At 64.4% G+C, this 19,979-nt stretch carries 13 protein-coding genes; 2 read left to right on the top strand and 11 right to left on the bottom strand.

Annotated features, from left to right (window positions below; translation table 11 throughout):
* Positions 1-5: 5 nt before the first annotated feature.
* Positions 6-3,083 carry an MMPL/RND family transporter gene (locus tag ACYQ8K_RS15450; RefSeq protein WP_081285076.1) on the bottom strand — a complete coding sequence of 1,026 codons (3,078 nt, stop codon included), beginning with the start codon at positions 3,081-3,083 and terminating at the stop codon, positions 6-8.
* Positions 3,084-3,864: 781 nt separating this feature from the next.
* On the opposite strand from ACYQ8K_RS15450, the gene ACYQ8K_RS15445 reads away from it, so the two are divergent.
* The gene (locus ACYQ8K_RS15445) at positions 3,865-4,560 is read left to right on the top strand and encodes a TetR/AcrR family transcriptional regulator (protein WP_036473479.1); all 696 of its coding nucleotides are present in this window, start codon (positions 3,865-3,867) and stop codon (positions 4,558-4,560) included.
* Between the two features lie 24 nt (positions 4,561-4,584).
* Here ACYQ8K_RS15445 and ACYQ8K_RS15440 read toward each other — a convergent pair whose 3' ends face one another.
* From ACYQ8K_RS15440 to ACYQ8K_RS15395, 10 genes are all read right to left on the bottom strand, one after another.
* A complete protein-coding gene (locus tag ACYQ8K_RS15440) occupies positions 4,585-4,998 on the bottom strand; it encodes a hypothetical protein (RefSeq protein ID WP_036473482.1) in 414 nt (137 codons plus the stop codon).
* Positions 4,995-7,142, bottom strand: coding sequence for a hypothetical protein (locus ACYQ8K_RS15435; RefSeq protein WP_064942977.1), 2,148 nt, complete (start codon positions 7,140-7,142; stop codon positions 4,995-4,997). Before ACYQ8K_RS15435 ends, ACYQ8K_RS15440 begins: the two co-directional genes overlap by 4 nt.
* The gene (locus ACYQ8K_RS15430) at positions 7,139-8,902 is read right to left on the bottom strand and encodes a hypothetical protein (RefSeq protein ID WP_036473483.1); all 1,764 of its coding nucleotides are present in this window, start codon (positions 8,900-8,902) and stop codon (positions 7,139-7,141) included. The genes ACYQ8K_RS15435 and ACYQ8K_RS15430 overlap by 4 nt, the downstream gene beginning before the upstream one ends.
* Entirely contained in the window at positions 8,899-10,293 is a 1,395-nt protein-coding gene (locus ACYQ8K_RS15425) for a site-specific integrase (RefSeq protein WP_081285079.1), read from the bottom strand. The genes ACYQ8K_RS15430 and ACYQ8K_RS15425 overlap by 4 nt, the downstream gene beginning before the upstream one ends.
* Before the next feature lie 352 nt (positions 10,294-10,645).
* On the bottom strand, positions 10,646-12,256 hold the full coding sequence (locus tag ACYQ8K_RS15420; RefSeq protein ID WP_225337320.1) for a hypothetical protein: 1,611 nt from the start codon (positions 12,254-12,256) through the stop codon (positions 10,646-10,648).
* Positions 12,237-13,616: a type VII secretion-associated serine protease mycosin gene (mycP, locus tag ACYQ8K_RS15415; RefSeq protein WP_036474042.1), complete on the bottom strand. Its 1,380-nt coding sequence runs from the start codon at positions 13,614-13,616 to the stop codon at positions 12,237-12,239. Before mycP ends, ACYQ8K_RS15420 begins: the two co-directional genes overlap by 20 nt.
* Complete coding sequence (gene eccD / locus ACYQ8K_RS15410) at positions 13,616-15,031, bottom strand: type VII secretion integral membrane protein EccD (RefSeq protein WP_036473487.1); 1,416 nt, start codon at positions 15,029-15,031, stop codon at positions 13,616-13,618. The genes mycP and eccD overlap by 1 nt, the downstream gene beginning before the upstream one ends.
* A gap of 3 nt (positions 15,032-15,034) precedes the next feature.
* A complete protein-coding gene (locus ACYQ8K_RS15405) occupies positions 15,035-16,612 on the bottom strand; it encodes a MinD/ParA family ATP-binding protein (RefSeq protein ID WP_036473488.1) in 1,578 nt (525 codons plus the stop codon).
* Positions 16,613-16,645: 33 nt separating this feature from the next.
* Positions 16,646-17,494 carry an ESX secretion-associated protein EspG gene (locus ACYQ8K_RS15400; protein WP_225337319.1) on the bottom strand — a complete coding sequence of 283 codons (849 nt, stop codon included), beginning with the start codon at positions 17,492-17,494 and terminating at the stop codon, positions 16,646-16,648.
* Positions 17,469-17,699 (bottom strand): hypothetical protein, encoded by a 231-nt coding sequence (locus ACYQ8K_RS15395; RefSeq protein WP_081284089.1) that lies wholly within the window; start codon positions 17,697-17,699, stop codon positions 17,469-17,471. The genes ACYQ8K_RS15400 and ACYQ8K_RS15395 overlap by 26 nt, the downstream gene beginning before the upstream one ends.
* A 576-nt stretch (positions 17,700-18,275) precedes the next feature.
* Here ACYQ8K_RS15395 and ACYQ8K_RS15390 point away from each other — a divergent pair.
* Entirely contained in the window at positions 18,276-19,916 is a 1,641-nt protein-coding gene (locus tag ACYQ8K_RS15390) for a ParB/RepB/Spo0J family partition protein (protein ID WP_036474044.1), read from the top strand.
* Positions 19,917-19,979 lie beyond the last annotated feature (63 nt).

The following is a 19,979-nucleotide window of genomic DNA, read 5'->3' as shown; positions in this document are numbered from 1 at the left end:
CATCGTCAGCGTGCTCTACCGCGTGGGGCCAAGGACTTCCGTTGAGGCCACCAGCTGACCTCACCGAGCAATGTGGCGATCGCGGGAACCGTGAGAGTGCGGACCACGAAGGTGTCCAAGAGTAGGCCGCAGCCGATGATGAGTCCGGCTTGGATCATGATCGCGACCGAACCGACCATAAGGCCGAACATGCTGGCCGCGAAGATAAGCCCGGCCGAAGTGATGACTGAGCCGGTGTTCGCGACCGTGCGCAGCACGCCGACGCGAACGTTGTGAGCAGATTCCTCGCGTAACCGCGAGATTAGCAGCATGTTGTAATCGGCGCCCACCGCGACCAAGATGATGAACGCTAAAAGCGGTACGGGCCATGCGATTTCCTTGCCTAGGCCGTATTGGAAGACGAGTGTGCCGATGCCCAGTGCGGCCCCGTAGTTGAGTACCACTGTACCGAGCAGATAGAGCGGGGCCACCAAGGCGCGTAGCAGAACGACGAGGATCAAACCGACGATGACGAGCGTGGCGAAAGCCAGTAGGTGAAAGTCGGCCGACAGCAAGCGCTGGATATCGGAATTGACGGCGGGGAAGCCGGCCATCGAAATCCGTGCGTTGGCCAGCGAGGTGTTAGGGCGTGCGGCATCAGCAACGCGGGTGATCTTCTGCGCGAGATTCATCGCTTCGCTGCTGTAGGGGTTGTAACTGGATTCGATGGCAAAGCGCGCGGTCTTGCCGTCAGCAGACAGAAAGTGCTTCGCCACATCGGAGAACTGGCGATTCTCGAAGGCGTTAGCGGGCAGGTAAAAGCCGCTAGAGTTGTCCGAACCGGCGCTAGACCGCGCGGAATTCTGTAGCTGCGTGGCGATCTGACCCATGCCGGACAACATTTCGATGTTGCTGTCGGCGAGGGTGTGCACACCAGTAGCTAGGGCTTGTGCGCCCGACGCGAGCTGGCTGATGCCGTTTTGGAGGCGGCGGATGTTGCCGGCCATGTCGGCGGGGTCGCCGAGCGCTCCGAACGCGTTGTTCAGCGAGGTGACCGTGTTCTGCAGGTCTGCCATAGTGCCCCCCGCCGTATCGCCGCCCGGCTGGTACATGTCGCCGAGGTTGGCGAGCTGGTTGAAAAAGCCGCCATCGCGCAAGGTCACTAGAATCCGTACCTGGTCGCGGATCTGGGCACACTCGGGTGTGGTGGCACACCAAGGGGATGTATTGAGCGCATTAACCAACGGGTCGATGGTGGCGATCGCATTCTGGGCTTGTTGAGCTTCTTGGCGTAAGCCGGGCCCGCTTCGGATAGCTTGGTCGATGGTCGGTGTGGTAGCCGAAAGCTGCTGCAGCAGCGGGCGAAAGCGCTGAAATTGTGCCCCACTGGACTGGGCTTGGCTGAGGATCCCGGTCAGCGGAGTCAACGCCGCGCGAAGGGTAGTGTCAAGTTGCGCCAAGCCGCCCGCGAGTTGGTCGGCGCCACCGGTGAGTTTGGTGAGATCGGTCTTGTGGGCGTCTCCTTTGGCGACGGCATCGGCCATCTTGGTCCCGATCTGGCCGTTCTGCCAAGAAAGCTGCGCCTGGTCCAGTCGCGCACCGGTGGGCCGGGTGACGCCGGAAACTTTGGTGACACCCGGCAATTGCGACACGCGAGACGCCATTTCGTCAAGGTCGGCCAGGCCCTTACCGGTGCGCATATCGGTCGGTGATTCGACGACCATGAACTGCGTGATGACAATATCTTTGCGAAAGTGTCTGTCCAGCAGGTGATAACCCTCGTTGCTGGCGGTCGAGGGCGGCTGGCCTTGGCGGTCGTCGTAGCTCATGCGCATGGTCAGCGCCACAGCCGCTAGCCCTAACACGAGAGCCAGGCTGGCGGCCAGCAATGGGCCGGGCCGGCGGACTACGGCCACCGCGATCCAATTCCAGTAGCGGCGTGTGCGGTCGGCTTTGGGCTCGCCGATGCCGTGTTGAGCGGCCAGCGCCAAAACCGGTGGGAACAACGTCACGGTGGCCGCGACTCCGACGAAGACGGCGATCGCGCACGCTGGGCCCAGCGCGCCAAAAACGCTCAGTTTTGCAAACACCATGGCTAAAAATGCAAACGCCACAGTGGCCGCGGAGGCCAGGATCACGCGTCCGATGGTGGCGGTTGCATTGATCACCGCGAGGTCGGCCGAGACCTCCTGGCGGCGTTGCTCGTGGTACCGGCTGATCAAAAACACCGAATAATCGGTGCCGGCACCCAACAGAATCGCCGTCATGAACGCGATGGTGAATTGCGATACCGGCATTCCCGCTTCGCCCAGCCCCGAGAGCACTCCACGCCCTACCCCCAGACTGACGCCGATAACCAACAGTGGCAGCAACGCGGTAAACAATGACCTGTAGATGACCAGCAAAATCAGCGCGATCAGCCCCGCGGTCACGACGGAGACGACAATCAAATCCTGCTCAGCCGAGTCAATTTGATCGCTGAACGTCGCGGGAGGGCCGGTTACGCGGACGGTCGTGGAGGTACCGCTAAACGAATTGGCGGCGATAGCGCGCACCGCTTGGACGGATTCGGCCGCTCGGGGATCGCCGAGCGTGCCCGCTATCCCGACCGGCAGATACCATGCCTTGCCGTCCTGGCTCACCGCCTGACCGGCAGTAACCGGGTCGGCCAACAGATCCTGAACCAGTCGCACATGCTTGGAATCGGCACGTAACCGCGAAACCATCGCGTTGTAACGCTGACGCACCGGCGCACTCAGGCCCGTCGGTTCCTCCACCGCGACAAAGACGGTCGTCTTGGACCCCTGCTCGCCGAATGCGATCCCCATCCGCTCAACGGTCTGGAGCGACGGCGCATCAGAGGGAATGAGGTTCACCGACTGCTGCTTTACGACTGTTTCCAATTGCGGAAACACCGCGGCCAGGACGCCGGCAGCCACCACCCACGCACCGATGACCAGCACCTTGTGCCGGATACTAAACCGCGCCACGCGGGCTAATCGATCGCTGTAAACGCCCTCACCAGCGGTGACCTTACGGAGTCTTTCCCGGACCGGCCGACTCAACGTCGCCACGCCCGACGAAACCCACCCGGTATCTACCATCCCCCGTCTCCACTACTGGAAAGAAACCAATGGTATCGCAACAGTACTATCGGTACCCTTTCATGGTGTCGGCGAAATTGCTACCGCCAGCCCGCCCACGCCGCGACGCCGCGTCGGCCCTTGCGCTCGACCTCGATGTCCTGTTGCCGGTTCCGTATCGGGTACGTCATTGCGTAATCCATTGGTATGCAGATTATTTGACGTTGGCCATGGGTCATCTCTGGCTGCTGACAATCTCACGAACGCCGTAGGCGAAATGCCAGCCGGGAACTGAGCCTGATCGGCTCATCGCGAACATGATCGTACATTTCCCGACTCATCAGATCGTCGTCCAGGTACGAGCAAGAGCGAGGGGGATAGTGACGTGGACGAACGCGGCCCTGGTGGACCGGCGGCGCTGGGTGCAGCCGCTTGGCAATACCGCGACTGGCCAGCCGGATATCCCGAACCGCACGTCTCCAGAGGTGGGTTTTAGTCAGCGAAATCGGCACATTCATCAGGATTTGACGTCTTTCGTCCGTGAGGTCGCCGCGCGGAGGCAGAAGCTGGATTTTTCGATCGCCACGCGGCCGGCCGATTGGGGGCAGCGCCGTCGACTCCCCCGGGTCCCGAACCGCTCGACCGGTTGCCTGATCACCAATCCTCCTTCGGTGCTTGGCCTACACCGCCGAAGTGTACTAGTAGTATCGCTACGATACTACTAGTACCGTTCGTCGGATTGAACGACTTCCCCGATGCGATTCGCTGTAGGCCAGGTCCGTGGGGGGTTTACGGTGACTACGTGGAGCGTGACGCTGAAATCCCGATCGATGTCGATGTCGATGTCGACGACGACGTCGATCCCCGCCGCCTTCGGTCACGGACCCGGTTGCTGGATGCGGCCACGAAACTCCTCAATGCCGGTGGCATCGAAGCCGTCACCATAGACGCGGTCACCAAAGCCTCCAAGGTCGCACGCACCACGCTGTATCGGCACTTCAGCAGCTCTACTCAGCTGCTGGCCGCAACATTTGAACGGTTGCTACCGCAGGTCACCCCACCACCTGCCACGGGAACATTACGCGACCAGCTGATCGAGCTGCTGAGCCGACAGGCGACCCTCTTTCAAGAGGCGCCGCTGCATGTCACCACGCTGGCCTGGGTCGCGCTCGGGCCAACACCGGACGGCACAGAGGAGACCTACGATCGCAACGCGCTGCGGACGCGGATCATCGACCATTATCGCCGGCCGTTCAACAGCCTTCTGGAAGGCCCTGAAGCCCGGGCCGATCTCGACGACTTCGATCTAGAACTGATTCTGTGCCAGCTCGTCGGCCCGGTGGCGTTCGCTCGACTCACCGGGCTGCGCGCAATCGATCGTCACGACTGTGAACGCATCGTCGATGATTTCCTCGCCGCGCACCGCCGCCCGACAGACAGACCCCCGTCGCGGCCCTCGGCCCGGAAATCCTCGTCCGGCACAAACCGTTCCAGGTAACGCGGCATAACCTTTGGGGGGCCTTCACATGGGCGGGTGCACCTTGGGAAACGCAATGACTGTGCGTCCGGATTGGGCTAACTGGCTGCGTAGTAGATCGTTTTCCAGGGTGAGCTGGTTGACGACGCGTACGAGGGCGGGGACATCTGTTCGGAGTTGTTTAAGCTCGCCGTTCTTGTTGACGATGGTCTTGCGAAGCTTTGCAATGGTGTTACGAAGTCTTGTCTCCAGTTCTGATGGTCCGCCCTTTCCCCGTACCTGTTGGTAGAACTGGTTTTTCAGGTCGGTGTGGCGTTGGGTTAGGGCGTTGCGGGGTACGTCGGCTTCTTGTGCGAGGGCAACGATCGTCAGTGCACCGTTGGAACGCTGGGGTGTGCCGGCGAAGATGCGGTCCATGGCGGCGCGGATGCGGTCGCGTTCGTCGAGTGCAGCGGTCACATGGGCTCCTCGGTCAGGTGGTGTTTGTCTTCCCCGCTCGAGGTGACGCGCGTGTTGTCGTGGGTGTCGGCGTAGTGGCGGAGTTTTGCGGCGTTGGCGCGCAGCCGTTCACCGATCGGTTGGGGGGTGTGGGTGGCCTGTTGTTCGAGCTGGTCGGCGCGGGTGCGTAGCTGGGCGGCGTGCCGATCGGTGCGTATGACGTTGCCGCAGCGGGGATCGCAAGCTTCCAGCTTGGGGGCATCTTTGATGCCGTCGCGTTGGCATAGGGCCCGGTCTGGCTTGTAGCGGCACAGCAGTAACGCTTGCGGGTTGTCGTAGATCATCAGGTCAGGGTTGGCGACGAGCCGGCGAGCGGTTTTCGCGGTGATCGTTGTCCCGCTGAATGTGGGTGCGTGTGCCGCGATTTTGATGGCGTCGCGGGCCGCTGGGCCCGAGACTCCACCGCCGTCGTTGAGGTGGTCTCGAAGTTCGGCGACGGTGTCGGCTACGGCGCGTACGGTTTCGATGTCGAGCAGGTCGTGGATACCGTCGCGGCCGCGCGAGGCGTAGCGTCCGGAGACGACGGCCGAACGCATATGCCCGTATTGGATGGCCAGTGCGACGTGTCCATTTGGTCGCCGGGCGATGTGCCAGGCGAGGGATCGGCGGAAGCGTTTGAGCCCGATTCTGCCGTGCGGGTCGGGCGGGATTGTCTCGCTGGCCAGGTTGTGTCGTGCGGCTTGAGTGTTGGCCCAGTCAACGAATTCATCGATCCTGGAACGCATCGACCTATGGACCATTGAACCCGTCGCGGTGGGTTGGTTGTATCTATCGTGGGCCGATGAGTCGAACAGAAGCCCCCCGTCGGGAACCATTTTCTCCAGAACGCGAATGGCGTTGACGACGGGGGTGATTGCCACCCACGGCGCGTCGCGGTCCGTCCCGGCGGAGAGATGGTTGCCGTGTTCGTCGACCGCGCTTTTGTATTCGCGGCCGCGGATCAAGTGTCGCCCGACTGTGCCCGCGGCGTCAGGCTCGGGGTCAGGGCAACAACCCGTTGTCAGACCAAGTACTTCGCTGGGGCGCATCCCGGTGAGATAGGCACACACGATGAATGCCGCCGTACCGAGATGGCGCCACAAGGGCCACGCTTCCACGTAGTCGATGTCGTCGCGCCAGGGCTTTCCGTCGATGCGGCCGGTGATCGGGATGCCAAGCGGACAGCCCGACAGGCGTTGCGTCGCGGCCGCCAGCAGTTGGTCGCGGCGCGGATATTCCTTCATCTGCGACTTCGCAGCGCCGACGCGACCGCAAATGTAGGCGGCCACGAACGTGACCCGGTCCCCTTCGATATGAACGGGCAACGGATCACCGGACTCAAGAAGGGCATCAAGGTAGGCGCACAATGCCCGTCGGCCCTCGGGACGCGCACTGTCGGGTATCGCATTGAGCAGACGCGCATGCTCGGCGTGCGCGCGAAGGATGTCGTCGCCTAGGTCGTTGACCACGCGCATGGCCCAGACAAGGAGCGGCCCGAGCGTTTCCTCAGCTAACGGCGCAGCGGCATTCTCATTACCCAACGGGATTGGCCTTGGCAGATAGTCGTCGACTCCGGTGGTTTCCCACGGAGGTTGCCCAAGACCGGTTGGGGCGGGGCTGATTTGGTCGAGCGCCCACAATCGAGTCAGTGCGACCAGGCGCCGAAGCGCGCTGGAGCGGACTTCGGCCTTGGTCGCCAGCAGATACCGACCGTAGCCATCAAGGGTGGTGGTGTCGCAATCGGCCAGCCCCCGGACGCCGCGACTGTCGAGCCATTGGGCCAGTTCTAGCCAGTGACGCACTATGGTAATGAGCGTCGAGACCGCCGGGCGCGTTCGCATCCTGGTACCGCGGCTGCGGACAAAAGTGGGGCGCAGCTCGCCATTGATAAGACACCAGACAGCAAGGCGCAGTTCGTTCTCGAACGCTGCGGGGCAGTTTCTCCAGTGGATCTTGGGCCGTACCGCCGAAGGGTTTTCTGTCAGAGCAGCAAGCGACCACACAGGATCCCCGTAGTACGGGTTGAGGTGGGCGTGAATAGGTTTGACCAGATCTGGTGCCACCACCGGGCTACGCGGCCCAGGCATCAGCAACAAGTACGGATCATCTTGCGCCGCAGTGCTCATGTGTCGAGCACTCCCACCAGCAGATGATCGACCAGACCGCGGTCAGTATCGGTCAGTTGTGACAGCGCTTGCTCCCAGAGCGGATCGCCAAGACGTGTTTTGAGGTCTTCAAGGCGGCCATGGTGTTCGGCCCAATCGCGACGCCACGTCTTGGAGGGAAGGACCGAGCGCAGATTCGTTAAAGCCTGATGCAAATGCGCCAGTCGCGCGTGGTGTCCGGGATGGACGTGCGCGTTGGGGCAGGCCAGACACATCAAAAACGAAGCTGTGCAGCCGTCTTCGGGTGAGGTTGCGAACGGGCTTGACGCAGGGTCGGCGCAATCGGCTGTCGCTGTCTCAACATCGCCCGCTGCCGGCCGGTCGCGCAATTCGGCGACCAGAACCCCCTTTTGAGCACGACCCAACGCATCCTCAGCACCCGCGGCTATCACCTCGACGGCTTCGGCCTGAACACGCTTGTCCACCAAGGCATAACTACGATCGAAGGTCTGCTCAGAGTGTTGCGTGGGCTCACGGCGGCCCAGGGCGACAACCGTTCTGCGACCGCGACGAAATGGCGAACCGGTCAACCCTTGAGCTTGCGCCCACAGTGATGCGTCAAAAGACGACACCCCGAAACGGAAATCCCCGACAGGAGGATGACGGTCCCCGCGCACCCACACATGACCGCGGTTGCCGGTGCGCCACACGATGAGCCGGTCAGTTCCCGGAGCCATCTGTTCGACCAACGCGCGAGCAAAACGGGTCGCCCGCAAGGCCTGCGTGATCAACCGCCCGGCCGAGGCGGCACCGTCATCGGTGAAGTTCCTGGATTCGTGATACCGCCCAGCGCCGCGTCGCGGCTTTTCCAAAGCCACCCGATACGTCGGCCGACCATCGTGGCCAGCATCAGGTGATGCCTTAGGCACCGCCAGCCCGTCGATGACCGACAAGTTCCACCCGTATTCGGCCATCATCAGCACCCCCAGCGCTGCCGCCTCCATCCTGGACAAAAACAGCCGCTGCCACGTCACCTCTGCCCTGGTGCCACCCAGCGGTCCGTGATATCGCTTTTTGAGCAGATGCGCTCCCTCTTTGGTTCTGGCGTTCTTCATCGTGTACTCGGGCATGGACCCGGTATCGGCGAGAACGCTCAACGCGTGCCCGACCAGCCAATCCGGGCTGTCTCCGACGAATTCCCCTTGCTGCCAACGGTGCAAGTGCCGAGCATTATGTTCGATGCGCGCTAACGCGGCGCGGAAGGTCCGTCGGGCCGCGACCTTGATGAGCTGAAACTCGTCGTGGCTGTATGACTGTGTGGCGCTTTGCGCTCGCCTGAAGCGGCGCACAAGTTCGTCGGCCACCGGCCCGCACTGCAGTCGCGGATCCTCTTGCAACAGCAGCGCGACCTCAGTGAAGGGGCGTTTGTCGTTGAGCATGACCACGCTATTGCGCCACCGTCTGACCATGGCGGCGCTGAGATCATCGAGATCGCGCACGTGCTCTGGTTGCTCGACGAGGAATTCGGCGAACCGCACGATTTGTCGCCACATGCCGCGCGAGGTCCTATGCGTGGTCCAGGTTTGTGGCACGCAGCGGCGGGCGAACAACGCCGCTAACGATCGCTGCAAAGCTTCGTCAACCGGCAACGTGGCGAAGTCATATTCCTTGACCCGGCCCGCAGCGTTGCAGTGGAAAACAACCAAGCCCTGCGGTGCCAGCGCCTTGGGTCGACGGTGATCGGAAGGCGGAAGCACTGCGGGCCGGCCACGCACAGTCATGTGCCGCCGCCTGCCCAACCGAAGTCATCAACGTCTTGAATGCCTTCCGATTCCCGGGCAATACGCGCGAATACGGCATCCAGCTCAGGCATGGGCGCTGGCACCGGATCGACAGCATCTGCCAGCATCGAGCGCAGTTGCAGATCAGCTACCGGTGCGAGGTAACGCTCAACGGTGGTTTCCCGGGAAGCGTGACCGAGGAGATTTTGCACCATGAACCACGGATCGCCGTAGAGATGGCGGAAGTCCCGACGATCCTCAGGTGTCAGCCCATACCGTTGATCCATCAAAGAATTCAGCACGACCAGCATGTAGAGGGCAAAGCTGTGCCGTGCGGAATGCGGTGTGGCATAAGGCGCATACACCTTGTGCGGATCCAACCCGAGCCGCTGCCGCGGAGTCAGGACCGTATCGCATCGGCGATTAGCCGCGGTGAAAACACCGTCCCACGAATGCACCTGAAACGGCAGTCCCTGCTCATTCAGCCACAGCCACAACGGCTCAAGCCCATGTTCGCCTTCAACAAACAGGGTAATTCGCTCATTGACGGTCAGGCTGTTCAATTCACGTCGCACGATGGAGCCATCCGGGCACCGCCATACCACCAGCGGGCTAAGACCGCGGGTTATCTCAGTGACAACACGCCGCTCCACCAGGCGTTCATAGCGCCGCGCCTGCTGCGCGCCGCGGACCGCGAGCGCGCGGGAGGAATCGCAGTAAGTCTCCACCTCAGCGACAGCATCAGCGGCAGCGTAGAACGTTCTCGGTTTCTTCGCCCTGGTGACCTCGGCGGCGATCCGTCCTCGACAGTAGCGGCTCGTATCCCCGCGACGGGCCGGGACTTCAACTGTCAGAAGGGAACCACCCTCGGCTCGTCGAAGACCCGATGTCACCATCAGCCGCACATAAGCGACGTTGCGGTCCTCTAAACGTCCACCCCAACCGCGGTCAAGCACACCGTCGCAGGTATAGCCGCGTAGCCCGACATCAATCCACCGCCGCCAGCTGCGAGGCGTAAGCCAGTGCACATTACTGCGGCGCACATCCTTCGCCCGTGCCGCGGGCACCGTGACCGCCGCGCCATCACGAGCGATCACACGCTTCATCGCTACGGGACTACGCGGAACATGCCGGTGTTCGGAAGCCCAAGCGTAAAAGCTTGCCAACGCTGACAATTCACGATCCCACTTCGCCCCGCCGATACGGCGAGGATTGTGCTCGGCGAACCGACGCCAATGCTCATAGTCCTCGACATCATCACGGGTCGCTTCCCACCAACCCACCTTCTTTGCCCACAGAAAGGTCAAAAATAAGCGCAGGTCGGTCACATGGTTGCGCCGTGTCTCAGCGGTGTAACCGCGAAAGACTCTCGTCTGGGCATACGCGGACAGCCGCGCGTCGACTCACCGCTCCGGTGACAAAAAGATAGGGTCACCCGGCCGAACCCCAACCGATTCTTCGCGATTCGCGAGATTAACCCAGCCGGCTAACAGCCGCGGTCGCACACCCTGAGCTGAGCATGCACCCGGAACCCAGAAAACTCGCCAGCCCACCAAGCGAAACCCTCCCGCGACTGGTTTGCTGACCAGCCACCGCGCCATCCCCAGACTGCACTCAAAAAAACCCTGAACCTAGTCGACACGCCGACTCGGCAGGGAACGGTAACGCCGGCATCCGCTCAGGCAGCTCGACCGTATCGGCGAGGAATTCCTCTGGGGTAGTCGACATGACCTTTGACCTCGCTTACTCGTTGGGCACGGGAACAAGGCGCGTGCTAAGCCACTGACGGCCATGCGCGGTGGTGATGTAGAACAGGTCCGGGTGCCGGCCGTCCTGGGTGATGACGATCGTCGTGGCGGGAGCCTGAGCAGACTGCGGGCGGCGCAGTGTCACCGTGATCGCACCGGTGGGTGCATCGCTGCTGGCGTCGCTGACGACAATCGCGTCAGGCGGCGGTGTGGTAGGGCGTATCGAGAATTGTTGCGGCGCCGCGTGATTGGCCAGAGCGGTCCACTGGCGTGGATCGGCGGTGTAGAGGGCAACCGGCTGGCCTGATAAGGCGAGGCGGGCGATGATGCCGATGTGGAACTGTCGGGTGCCGGTCACCGTGATCCGCACCGGCTCCGGTGAGGCCAGCCCCAGATATACCGGCTGGCGTGCGCGGTTATAGCCGATCGGAACACCGATCGCCGCCGTCGGCCACCGCAGCGCCGCCAGTGTTGACGGCGCCACCTCGGTCGCCGGCAGCTCGACGTCGGCGCCCGCATCGATGCCGGTGGCTGCCAGCACCGGCGCGATGTGTCGATGCAATCCGTGAAACCCAGTAAGGCCCGGCAGTTGCCGGGGCGGCCGGCTGGCAGTCAGCGTGCCGACCACGGCTTCGACGGTGGCTGGTTGGCGGCCGCGTGAGCGTATGGTGACCGCCACCCAGGTGGCCTTGGTGTGCAGGGTGGTGAGGGTTTCCAGGACATCGGGCAGCGCTGCGGGATCCACGGCGTACACGGCGCGGAAGCCATCGGAATACTCTGTGCCAGTCCAGGTTTCCTTGCGCACCGTTGCCGACGGCGGTACGAACCGAGGAAGTTCTTCCTCGTCGCTGAGGGTGGCCAGCCATCCCCGTTCCCGCAGTTCGGCGATAAGCCGGCGCGCCACGGTGTCGGCTAGCGCCGCGCGATGCGGTTGTGATTGCGAGGTGTCGTCGTCGGAGGTCACGCCGGGAGGAGTTCTCAGTGTGGTCCGGCGGGCGGTCAAGGCCCCCACGTTGTTTTCTGCGCGCAATGTGTAGCTCAGCCACGTGTCGCGGTGCTGGCTGTTGCGGCCGCTGAGCAGCGGCGCTGAGTCGCTGCGCAATCCGCTGGCCGGTGGGGTGCGGGTCACCGAGCAGATGGTCAGCGCGTCGGCGCGCACCCCATAACGATCCAGCCAAGCGGTGATGAACTCCCACGGAAGCTGGTCGCTGTGGTCGCCGGGGGCGCTCAGTGCATGCGGATGGGTGCGCAGGTGGATGACGATGCGGGCTTGCAGCGCGCTCTCCCGGGGCGTCGGCGGCGGCTGCGCCGGGGTTGCGCTGCGCCTGCGGTGACCGGTGCGTTGGGAGCGTTGACGGCGGTTATGCCACGCCATGGGAGTCCAGCGGGCCACCGTCGTCGACACGTGCTGGCCGTGCCAGGACCCCACGAATGCGGCGACCGCCGCGACCGCCGCGGCGTAGTGCCACCACTGGGGTGTTCGCCCTGGCGGCAGCAGCGTCGCCCACCCGAGCAGCAGCAGCGAGGCCAGTGTTGTCAGGCGCCGCCAGCTGGGCCACGCTGGGGAGAATCGAGACGACTCGCGGCTAGCGGGTGGTGCGACCACGGCGCATTCCAATCACGGTGACAGCGATGACGGCGGCGGCGATCGCCGCGATGCCCGCACCGAAGGCGATCAGGCGCGGCAGCCGATTATCCGGTGGCGGTGGTGCTGGCGGGGCGACTCGCACGATCGGCATTTGCGCCGGCAGGGCGTCACCTTGAGGGATGTCCCAGGTGAGCGCGGCTACCGGGTCGATGACGCCGGCCCCGACGAGGTTGGACGGTGCACGGGCGGCGTTGTGCGCCGAGGCGACCAGGCGGTTGACCACCTGACGGGAGGTCAAGTTGGGGAACTTGGAGCGGACCAGGGCGGCGGCGCCGGAGACGTAGGCTGCCGCGAAACTGGTCCCGTTGATGGCAACCAACGGCTCTTTGCTGGATGGCAGACCGTTGATGATGCCCGAGTTTGGGCCGTTGCCGAGCGAGACGACCTGTTCACCGGGTGCAGCGACGCCCACCCATGGGCCAGCCATAGTGAAGTTCGACGGCTGCCCTTCGGGGGTCAGGGAGCCCACTGACAAGACGTAGGGCTGCCAAAACGATGGGGTGGAGACGGTGGTGGCGCCGGCCCAGTTTCGGGAATCGTCGGGACGATTGGGATCGGTGAGCGGATTGCTGGTGCAGTTGCTCTCACCGGTGTTTCCAGCTGCGGCCACCACGACGATGTCCTTGTCGATCGCGGCGTAGCGCACGGCCGCGCCCAGCGCTGCTTGGTCGACCTGCTTGTAGACAGGGAAGCAGTCGATCAGCGAGAGATTGATGACGCGGACGCCGGGGATGTCGGCGGCGTGGCGGACCGCCCGCGCCAACGTGGCGACATCGCCGGCGGTCTTTGCTTGCTGGGCATCTTGTCCTGAGGGTGTCTTGGGTGCCCACTGCGCTGAGGTTTGTCGGATTGAGACGATCGCGGCCTCGGGGGCCACGCCGGCGAATCCGTCAGGGCCTTGCTGGGCTGCGATCAGCCCGGCGACCGCGGTGCCGTGTCCATCGCAGTCGAACAAACCCCCGGCGGGTGGATCGATGTAATCCCCGCCCGGGGCGAGGTTGGGCAGGCGTGGCTGTGGTGTGACACCGGAATCGATCACCGCGACCACCACTCCCCTGCCGCGTGAGGTTTTCCACGCTTCGGGCAGGTTGAGCATGGCCTGGCTGGGAGGCACCGCGGCCGGGTCGAACCCGGGCATTGCGCCGTAGACCTGGCATTGGCCGTTCTGGCGCATTTCTTGCCCTGGAGCGGGCGGACCGTCAGGGGGCAGCGCAGCTGGGTCGACGACGGGATATGCCAGCGCGGCGGCCTCAGGCACGGGGCTAGACACCACCAGCACAGCGATGGTCGCGGCGAGTGAGGCCAGTCGGCGGATCATCACAGTATTCCTCGGTTGCGGATGAGGCTGATCAGGCCGATGAGCCACAACATGGCCGGCGGAATCGTGATCAGCAGGGCGTTTTCGAACAGGTCCAGCCAGCGGCGCTGCGGGATGGAAAGCTCGCGCGGTTTGATGGCTGCAGCGCCGAGCAGCACGAGCGTCAAAGCCACCACGGCGGCTGCCGCGTACAGGCCCGAGACCAGGTGGCCGGCGGCGGTGAACGACACCGTCAACGCGATCGCGGTCAGAAAAGGGGTCGCCAGAAACCACAGTGCGGGGATCGCTGAGTCCCAGATCCGCATCCGCAGCACGGTGACGGTGGTGGTGACCACCACCAGCCACCACGCCAACAGTGGCGGTGCGTCAGGCAACCACACCACCAGCACCGATCCGATCACCGACAAGATCACCGAGGCCGCGATCAGACCGCTCTGGTAGGAGTTGCAGGTCGCGGTTTTACGGGGCAGATCTTCCAGTTCGGCCAGCGACGACGCGGCGGGTGTGGGCTCGCCTGGTGCGGGCACATTCGGTAGCGGGAAGCGCGCCCACATCGCTGACACCGTGGGGGCGTTGGAGGCCAACAGCAAGGACACCGCAAGGACTCCGCACCCCAGGGACAAGTACGGCAAGTGCCACAGGATGCGGGCGCCGGCCGCGGCCGCGACGGTGGCCGTCACGGCGACGACCGCGGTGTGGGTGGCCACCCAACTATTAGTGACGGCCAGCAGCAGCAACGACCAGGCGACCAGGAAAGCCGCCGCCAGGAAAACCCGCGGCGCCGCGGCATCACCCGGCACTACCGCGGCGCCGGCCAACGCCAGCGGCGCCGCGGCCGCGAGACCCAGGCGGCCGGCGGTAGCAAGCAGGCCGCGCCGGTACAGCCAGATGGTGACGGCGACGAAGACCACCGCGAGCGCACCCAAAGCTGCAGCCGACCACACGCGGTAGCCGCGGTGCCAGCCATAGATCGCCAGGCCGCACGTTAAGGTCGCCGCGGTGACCACCACCGCTTGGGCGGCGGTGCGCAACATGGCGTGCTCGAAGGGCTTGAACTGGCTGGCCGAATGAATCGCCGAGGCGTCAGCGATGTCTTCGACCACTGGCGGCGCCGTGGGGCCCGGCGGCAGCTTGCACAAGATGAGCTGCTCACCGTCATCGATGTTCAGCGTGGCCAGGGTGGCGTCCAAGCTAAACGGTGTTCCTCCGAGAGGCGCTAGCGAGTAAGGGCGCAACCCGTCGTCGTTGACGGCATCGGCTGGCACGTCGTCGTCGTCGCGACCCGTGGCCAGTGTTGCCCGGATCCGCGGAATCAGTTCCCGAATGGCGAGTGTGGTCGGCAGGGCCAAGTCCACCGCGGCGTCTTCACCGATGATGGCGACGCGGACTTGGCCGGTAGCGGCGGCCGGATCCATCGATCAGAAACCCCCAGTTTCAGTCGTTCGGTGCTGATGCGGCCCCCGGGCGGGATAGTGCTGGGCGATCGAGCCGGCCAACGCCATCAGGGCCTTTCGGGCTCGCGATTTGAGTTCCACGAAGGTGACATCGCGTCCCTCGGCGAGGTGGACGTCGTAGGGGATCCTGACCACGCTCACACCCGGGATCTTGGCGGTGAACTCCTGTTCGGCGTCATCGAGGTCCACCAACGGCTTGTTCTTGAACGTCGAATTCAACGCGATCACCGTGCGGGGCAACAGCCGCGCGAAACCGTGCGCCTGCAGCCACTGGATGGTGGTCCAGGCGCCGTTGAGTCCATCCGGGGCTTGAGAGGCCACCACGACCAGGCTGTCGACGTGATTGGCGATGGTGGAAAACAGCGGTGATGTGATCGCCGTGCCGCAATCGAGCAGGATGACGTTGTAGTGCTTCTTGAGAATCTTCATCGTCGCTTCGAAGTCTTGCGTGTTCAACGTGTACGAGGAGCGTGGATTGTTCTGAGCGCCAAGCATTTCGAGGCGGTCTTTGTTCTGCACGGTGAAGGTCGCGACTGTTGGATAACTGCTGGCGTCCTGCAGCGACGACAACGCCTCGATGTTGGCGTCGGCGCCGCCTTTTTGCTCGAACCGCGACGAGAGGTTGCCGAGATCGGTGTCGACGTCCACGGCGATCACCCGATCCCCACGCTCGCGGGCGATCGCGCTGCCCGCGGCGACGGTCATGGTCGTCTTGCCCACGCCACCCTTGGCGCTGACAAACGCCACCACGTAGACGTCGAGCAGCGGTGCGGTGATACTGCGGATGAGCTTGTCGTGCTCTTCTTGCTTGGCGCTGGGCCCGGGCGTGATGAGCCCGAAGGTCATTTGCGACACCAGCTTTCGCCAGCCCTTGCCTACAGGTCGGCGCCGCGAGGTGACGAACTGTTGGCTTTCGTCAAGCGCGCCGTAGCCGCTGGGCGCGAAGGCTGCCGGTGAGCTTGGCTGGTCTCCGAACAGCGGCTGGTGCGGGTCAGCGGCCGGCGGCTGCGAGGGCCCGGTCGAAGGCCAGCCCGCCGGCAGGTGCTGCTCATGCGGCAGCGGCGTGTCAGTGAAAAAGCCGTCAAGGCCTTGCTCGTGCTGCGGGGGCTGGCCGCGGTGCGCGGCGATCTGGTCGAGTGAGATCTCGGCGGTCTTGTCGTTAGACGTCTCCTCGACAGCCTGCCAAGCGGGATCCGGCTGGCGCGGTTCGGCATTGGGCCGCGCCGGTTCAGGCAGCTTGAACGTTGGCGCTCCGTGCGCTGCCGCATGTTGTGGCCGCGACGGCGGCGGCACTGGCGCGCGGGTCGGCGGAGGAGGCAGCGGCTGATGCGGCGCCTCGCCGCCGGGAGTAGACCCCTGCTGCGGAGGCGGTGCCGCCGGCCACCGCACACGCTGCCCTGGCCCGGTGTCTGGCCCGTTGCTGGGCTGCCTGCCGTCCTCCTGGGGGGCGGCCCCAGAAGGATAGGGGTAGCGCTGGTCTGAGGTGGGCTGTTCGTGGTGGGGGGTGTCGTCTTGGGGGAAGGAATCAGAAGGTGTGCTCATCGCTTCGGTTTCTACTTTCGGGTTGGTAGAGGGTCAGATACTGAAGTTTTCGTCGGGGAACCACGAGCCCGAGGGGAGGCGTTCGGTGAGGTCGCGCACCGCCATGGCGATCGAAAACGGTTCAGCGGGAGCGAAAATGGACACCCCGCCGGCACGAGGCTGCCCCGGTGTGGGGCTGACGAGGATCTGCCCGACCTCGGTGCTGATGATGTTGACACTGACATCGGTGTGATGGTGAGCGCCGTTGGTGGCCTCATGGGCGGTCAGTTCGACGGTGATGCGATCGCCAGCACGGGCCACTTCCATGATCTCAGCTTCTCGTTCGGGGATGCCCAGCTCGACGAGGGCTTCCATCAAGTCAGCGCCACGAGCGACACGGTCGTCGATGGCTTTGCCGGTGTCCATCGGCAGTGAGAACTCCTCGAAGCGAGCCGGCGGCTGATCGGGGGGCAATCCCGCGGTGATGATCGGCACGATCGCTTCGCTGTGGGTCAGCTGCAGCGGCGTGAGCGTCACCATCTGCGCGTAGCGCAACGCGACCACGGCATCTGGCGGTGAGGTGCGCGCCAGCACCCCCCGCAAAATCTGCTCGGGATCGATCATCGTGCGCCATTCCAGCCACTGGCGCGGCTGGCATACGGTCTTAACCGCCTGCGCGACAGACGGTTTGATGTCCCCCTCTGCGTCAATGACGCCGGCCTCAGCCAGCTCCGCGAGGCAGCGCTGGTTGAATGGTTCCCGCTCCGCTGGATCGACATAAGGGGCGGTGATCGCCAGCATCCACGGATAGGCCCCCACGCGCAGGTGGTCGGCGAGAAACCAGGCCTGGTGCGCATCGACCTCGACCGCGTCGTACCTATTCGTCATCGGCACCGGCTCCATCGGTGGGCAGCTTGGCTTCCTCCAATTGGGTCAGCACCGGTTCCAGGGCGCGCTCGACGATGAACGACATCGATGTCGACCAGCGTTTCTCTTGAGTCCGAAGCCGTTTGAGGGTCCGCCGGTTGAGACGGAAGGTAGTCGGGACCTTGTCGTCCTGGGCGAGAACGCGGGCACTCAACTCCCGTACCAGGTCTGATTCAGCCATCGGTCACCCCTTTCGCAATGGGTCTTTTGCCCGCGCGCTCGCAGTAGAGCACATAAAGCGGACACGGCAAATAGATCGCCTATCCCGTTCGCCAATCATGCCCTCGCGCAGCCATCGCGAAGGTTCGCACCCCGCAGAATTCGGGAAGCGAAGAAGTCAGCGCGACAACCGCGCGCACCAAAGCACAATGCGCGAGCCGCCGATGCCGGTAGGCAGTCTGCGAGTATGCGCGAGGCGCATCGCCCGGTATGCGCTCGGTATGCGCTATGCGTTTTCCCCGATGACCGCAGGGCGCGCGGCCCATGTCTCGCCAGTGTCGCGAAGAGCTGCCATGATGGGGACCACGCGAGTGAACCCGTCAGAGTCTTCCAGGCCCCTACCGCGTGCTATCCAATCCCCCGCTCCCCAAATCGTCACGTGACACGAAGGATTTGTTTGCGGTGGCCTTCGAGGGTTGGGTGATGCACGCTGCATCACGGCCGCAGCACTTTGGTCAAGCGTGCAAAGGCGCCAAAAGGCTTGCTGAGGCGCCGCGCGATTTATTACTCTAATACCGGTATTTAGAAAGGAGTGCTCGTGGCCCAAACGACAGCCCGCCCCGCCCGCCGAGCCAAGCCAGCCGGACGCAAAACCGCCAACCGATTCGCGGCCCTGGCCGGCGGAGACGCCGCACCAAGCACAGACCCCTCCCCCGCTACCGACTCCGCGGCGTCGGAGGAAGAAACCGGCCTTATCGCGGGCATGTCAGCCATGGTCGCCAACGAAGCGCACCGGGTCGTCCAGATCCACGTGGCCGAGATCGCACCGCACCCGTTCAACGATCCCCGGCGATCACAGCCGCAGCCTGGCGATCCCAAATGGGAAGACCTCCTCAACGGGGTACGTGCCAGCGGCGTACGGCTGCCCGTGCTGGTGGTCACCCGCGATGCGTTCATGGCGGCGCGACCATCGGCCGCCGACATCGCTGCCACTGCGCGCTACGTACTGGTCTACGGTCACCGCCGGCGCGTCGCGGCGATCGAAGCCGGCAGAGACACCGTCCCAGCCGTCGTCGACGACGCCATCATGGTCGACGACGGCGATCTGGACTCGATGGCTACCGAAAACCTTGGCCGCCAAGACCTCTCCGACCTTGCCGAGGGCGAGTTGTACGCGCGCTACTCCGAGATTGGACTTTCCCAACGCGCCATTGCCGAGCGACTGGGCGTCGACCAAGCCACAGTGTCGCGCAAGCTCGCGCTCAAGCTACTGGCTCCCGAAGTCCGCGACGCCGTCGACGACGGCCGCCTACCCAGCGCCGAGGCCGCGGCCTTGGCCGGCAAGCTGCCCTATGGCCCGCCTCGGCGCTGGCAGAAGACCAAGGACCCCGACCAGCTCAGCGACCTGCGCCACGAAGAACAAACGCAGGCCCTGCACCTGATCCTCACGCGTGGGATGATCGCTACCCGCGCCGCCGAGCGGGTCATCGCCGAGCGCACTGCCCGCGCCAAGGCCGACGAGTTAGGGATCCCCCTCGTCGAGGACCCCCGCGCCGAGCTCGGCGAGAACTACCACCTCCACCGCGTCCCCGACTACGAGCCCGGCGCCGAGATCATCGGCGCCATCAACCCCGCCTCAGGGGCCCTAGATCTCTACGCACGGCCCCTGGCCGGCGAAGGGTTGACGTCGACGACGTCGAGCATCGGCGACGCGGCCGCCGCGGACCCGGCCGCTCAGCCGGGCGCTGCTGAAATTCTCGACCCGCCAGCCGAATCGAACGCACCCCCGCCTCGAGAAGAAACAGGGCAGGATCCAGGCCACAGTGACGAACCGTCTCCGGAAGCCGCCCAGCGACAGGCAGACGCCCAAGCCGCGGCCCAGGCCCAACGCGCAAGGCGGGAATTCTGCGCGGTACTGATCAATCAGCAGCCCTCCAACGCCGAGCTCCTCAAGATACTGGTGGCGCAATACCTGTCCGGCGTGGCCGCGCGCAGCGCAACATCAGCGGTAAGCGCGCTGCTACGGGACTGGGACGCCACCGCTGACGGCCCAGCGGAGAAGGCGCGAAACGCACGGGCCTGGCACCGTGCGGTGGCCGCGGCTGAACTACACACCGCGGAACTCAAAGACAAGGCCTGGGACGACGACGCCGTCGCCCACGTCAACCTGCTCATCAACCGAGCCGGCTACCAACCGACTCCATGGGAACACCGCCAGCTCGAGACCGCCGGCGCTTAAACCATCCGCATCGACCGTCACAACCGCCTCGGGTGATGCAGGCTGCATCACCCGCCCCATGCT

The organism is Mycobacterium sp. MUNTM1 (assembly GCF_054660795.1).
Note: the sequence above shows the minus strand (reverse complement) of the source record. Positions and strands in the feature narration are given on the sequence as shown.

Excerpts from the sequence above, each read along its gene's own strand:
- ACYQ8K_RS15435 (WP_064942977.1), bottom strand. The coding sequence starts at position 7,142 with ATGAGCACTGCGGCGCAAGATGATCCGTACTTGTTGCTGATGCCTGGG.
- mycP (WP_036474042.1), bottom strand. The coding sequence starts at position 13,616 with ATGATCCGCCGACTGGCCTCACTCGCCGCGACCATCGCTGTGCTGGTG.
- eccD (WP_036473487.1), bottom strand. The coding sequence starts at position 15,031 with ATGGATCCGGCCGCCGCTACCGGCCAAGTCCGCGTCGCCATCATCGGT.
- ACYQ8K_RS15400 (WP_225337319.1), bottom strand. The coding sequence starts at position 17,494 with ATGGAGCCGGTGCCGATGACGAATAGGTACGACGCGGTCGAGGTCGAT.
- ACYQ8K_RS15405 (WP_036473488.1), bottom strand. The coding sequence starts at position 16,612 with ATGAGCACACCTTCTGATTCCTTCCCCCAAGACGACACCCCCCACCAC.
- ACYQ8K_RS15450 (WP_081285076.1), bottom strand. The coding sequence starts at position 3,083 with ATGGTAGATACCGGGTGGGTTTCGTCGGGCGTGGCGACGTTGAGTCGG.
- ACYQ8K_RS15430 (WP_036473483.1), bottom strand. The coding sequence starts at position 8,902 with ATGACTGTGCGTGGCCGGCCCGCAGTGCTTCCGCCTTCCGATCACCGT.
- ACYQ8K_RS15395 (WP_081284089.1), bottom strand. The coding sequence starts at position 17,699 with ATGGCTGAATCAGACCTGGTACGGGAGTTGAGTGCCCGCGTTCTCGCC.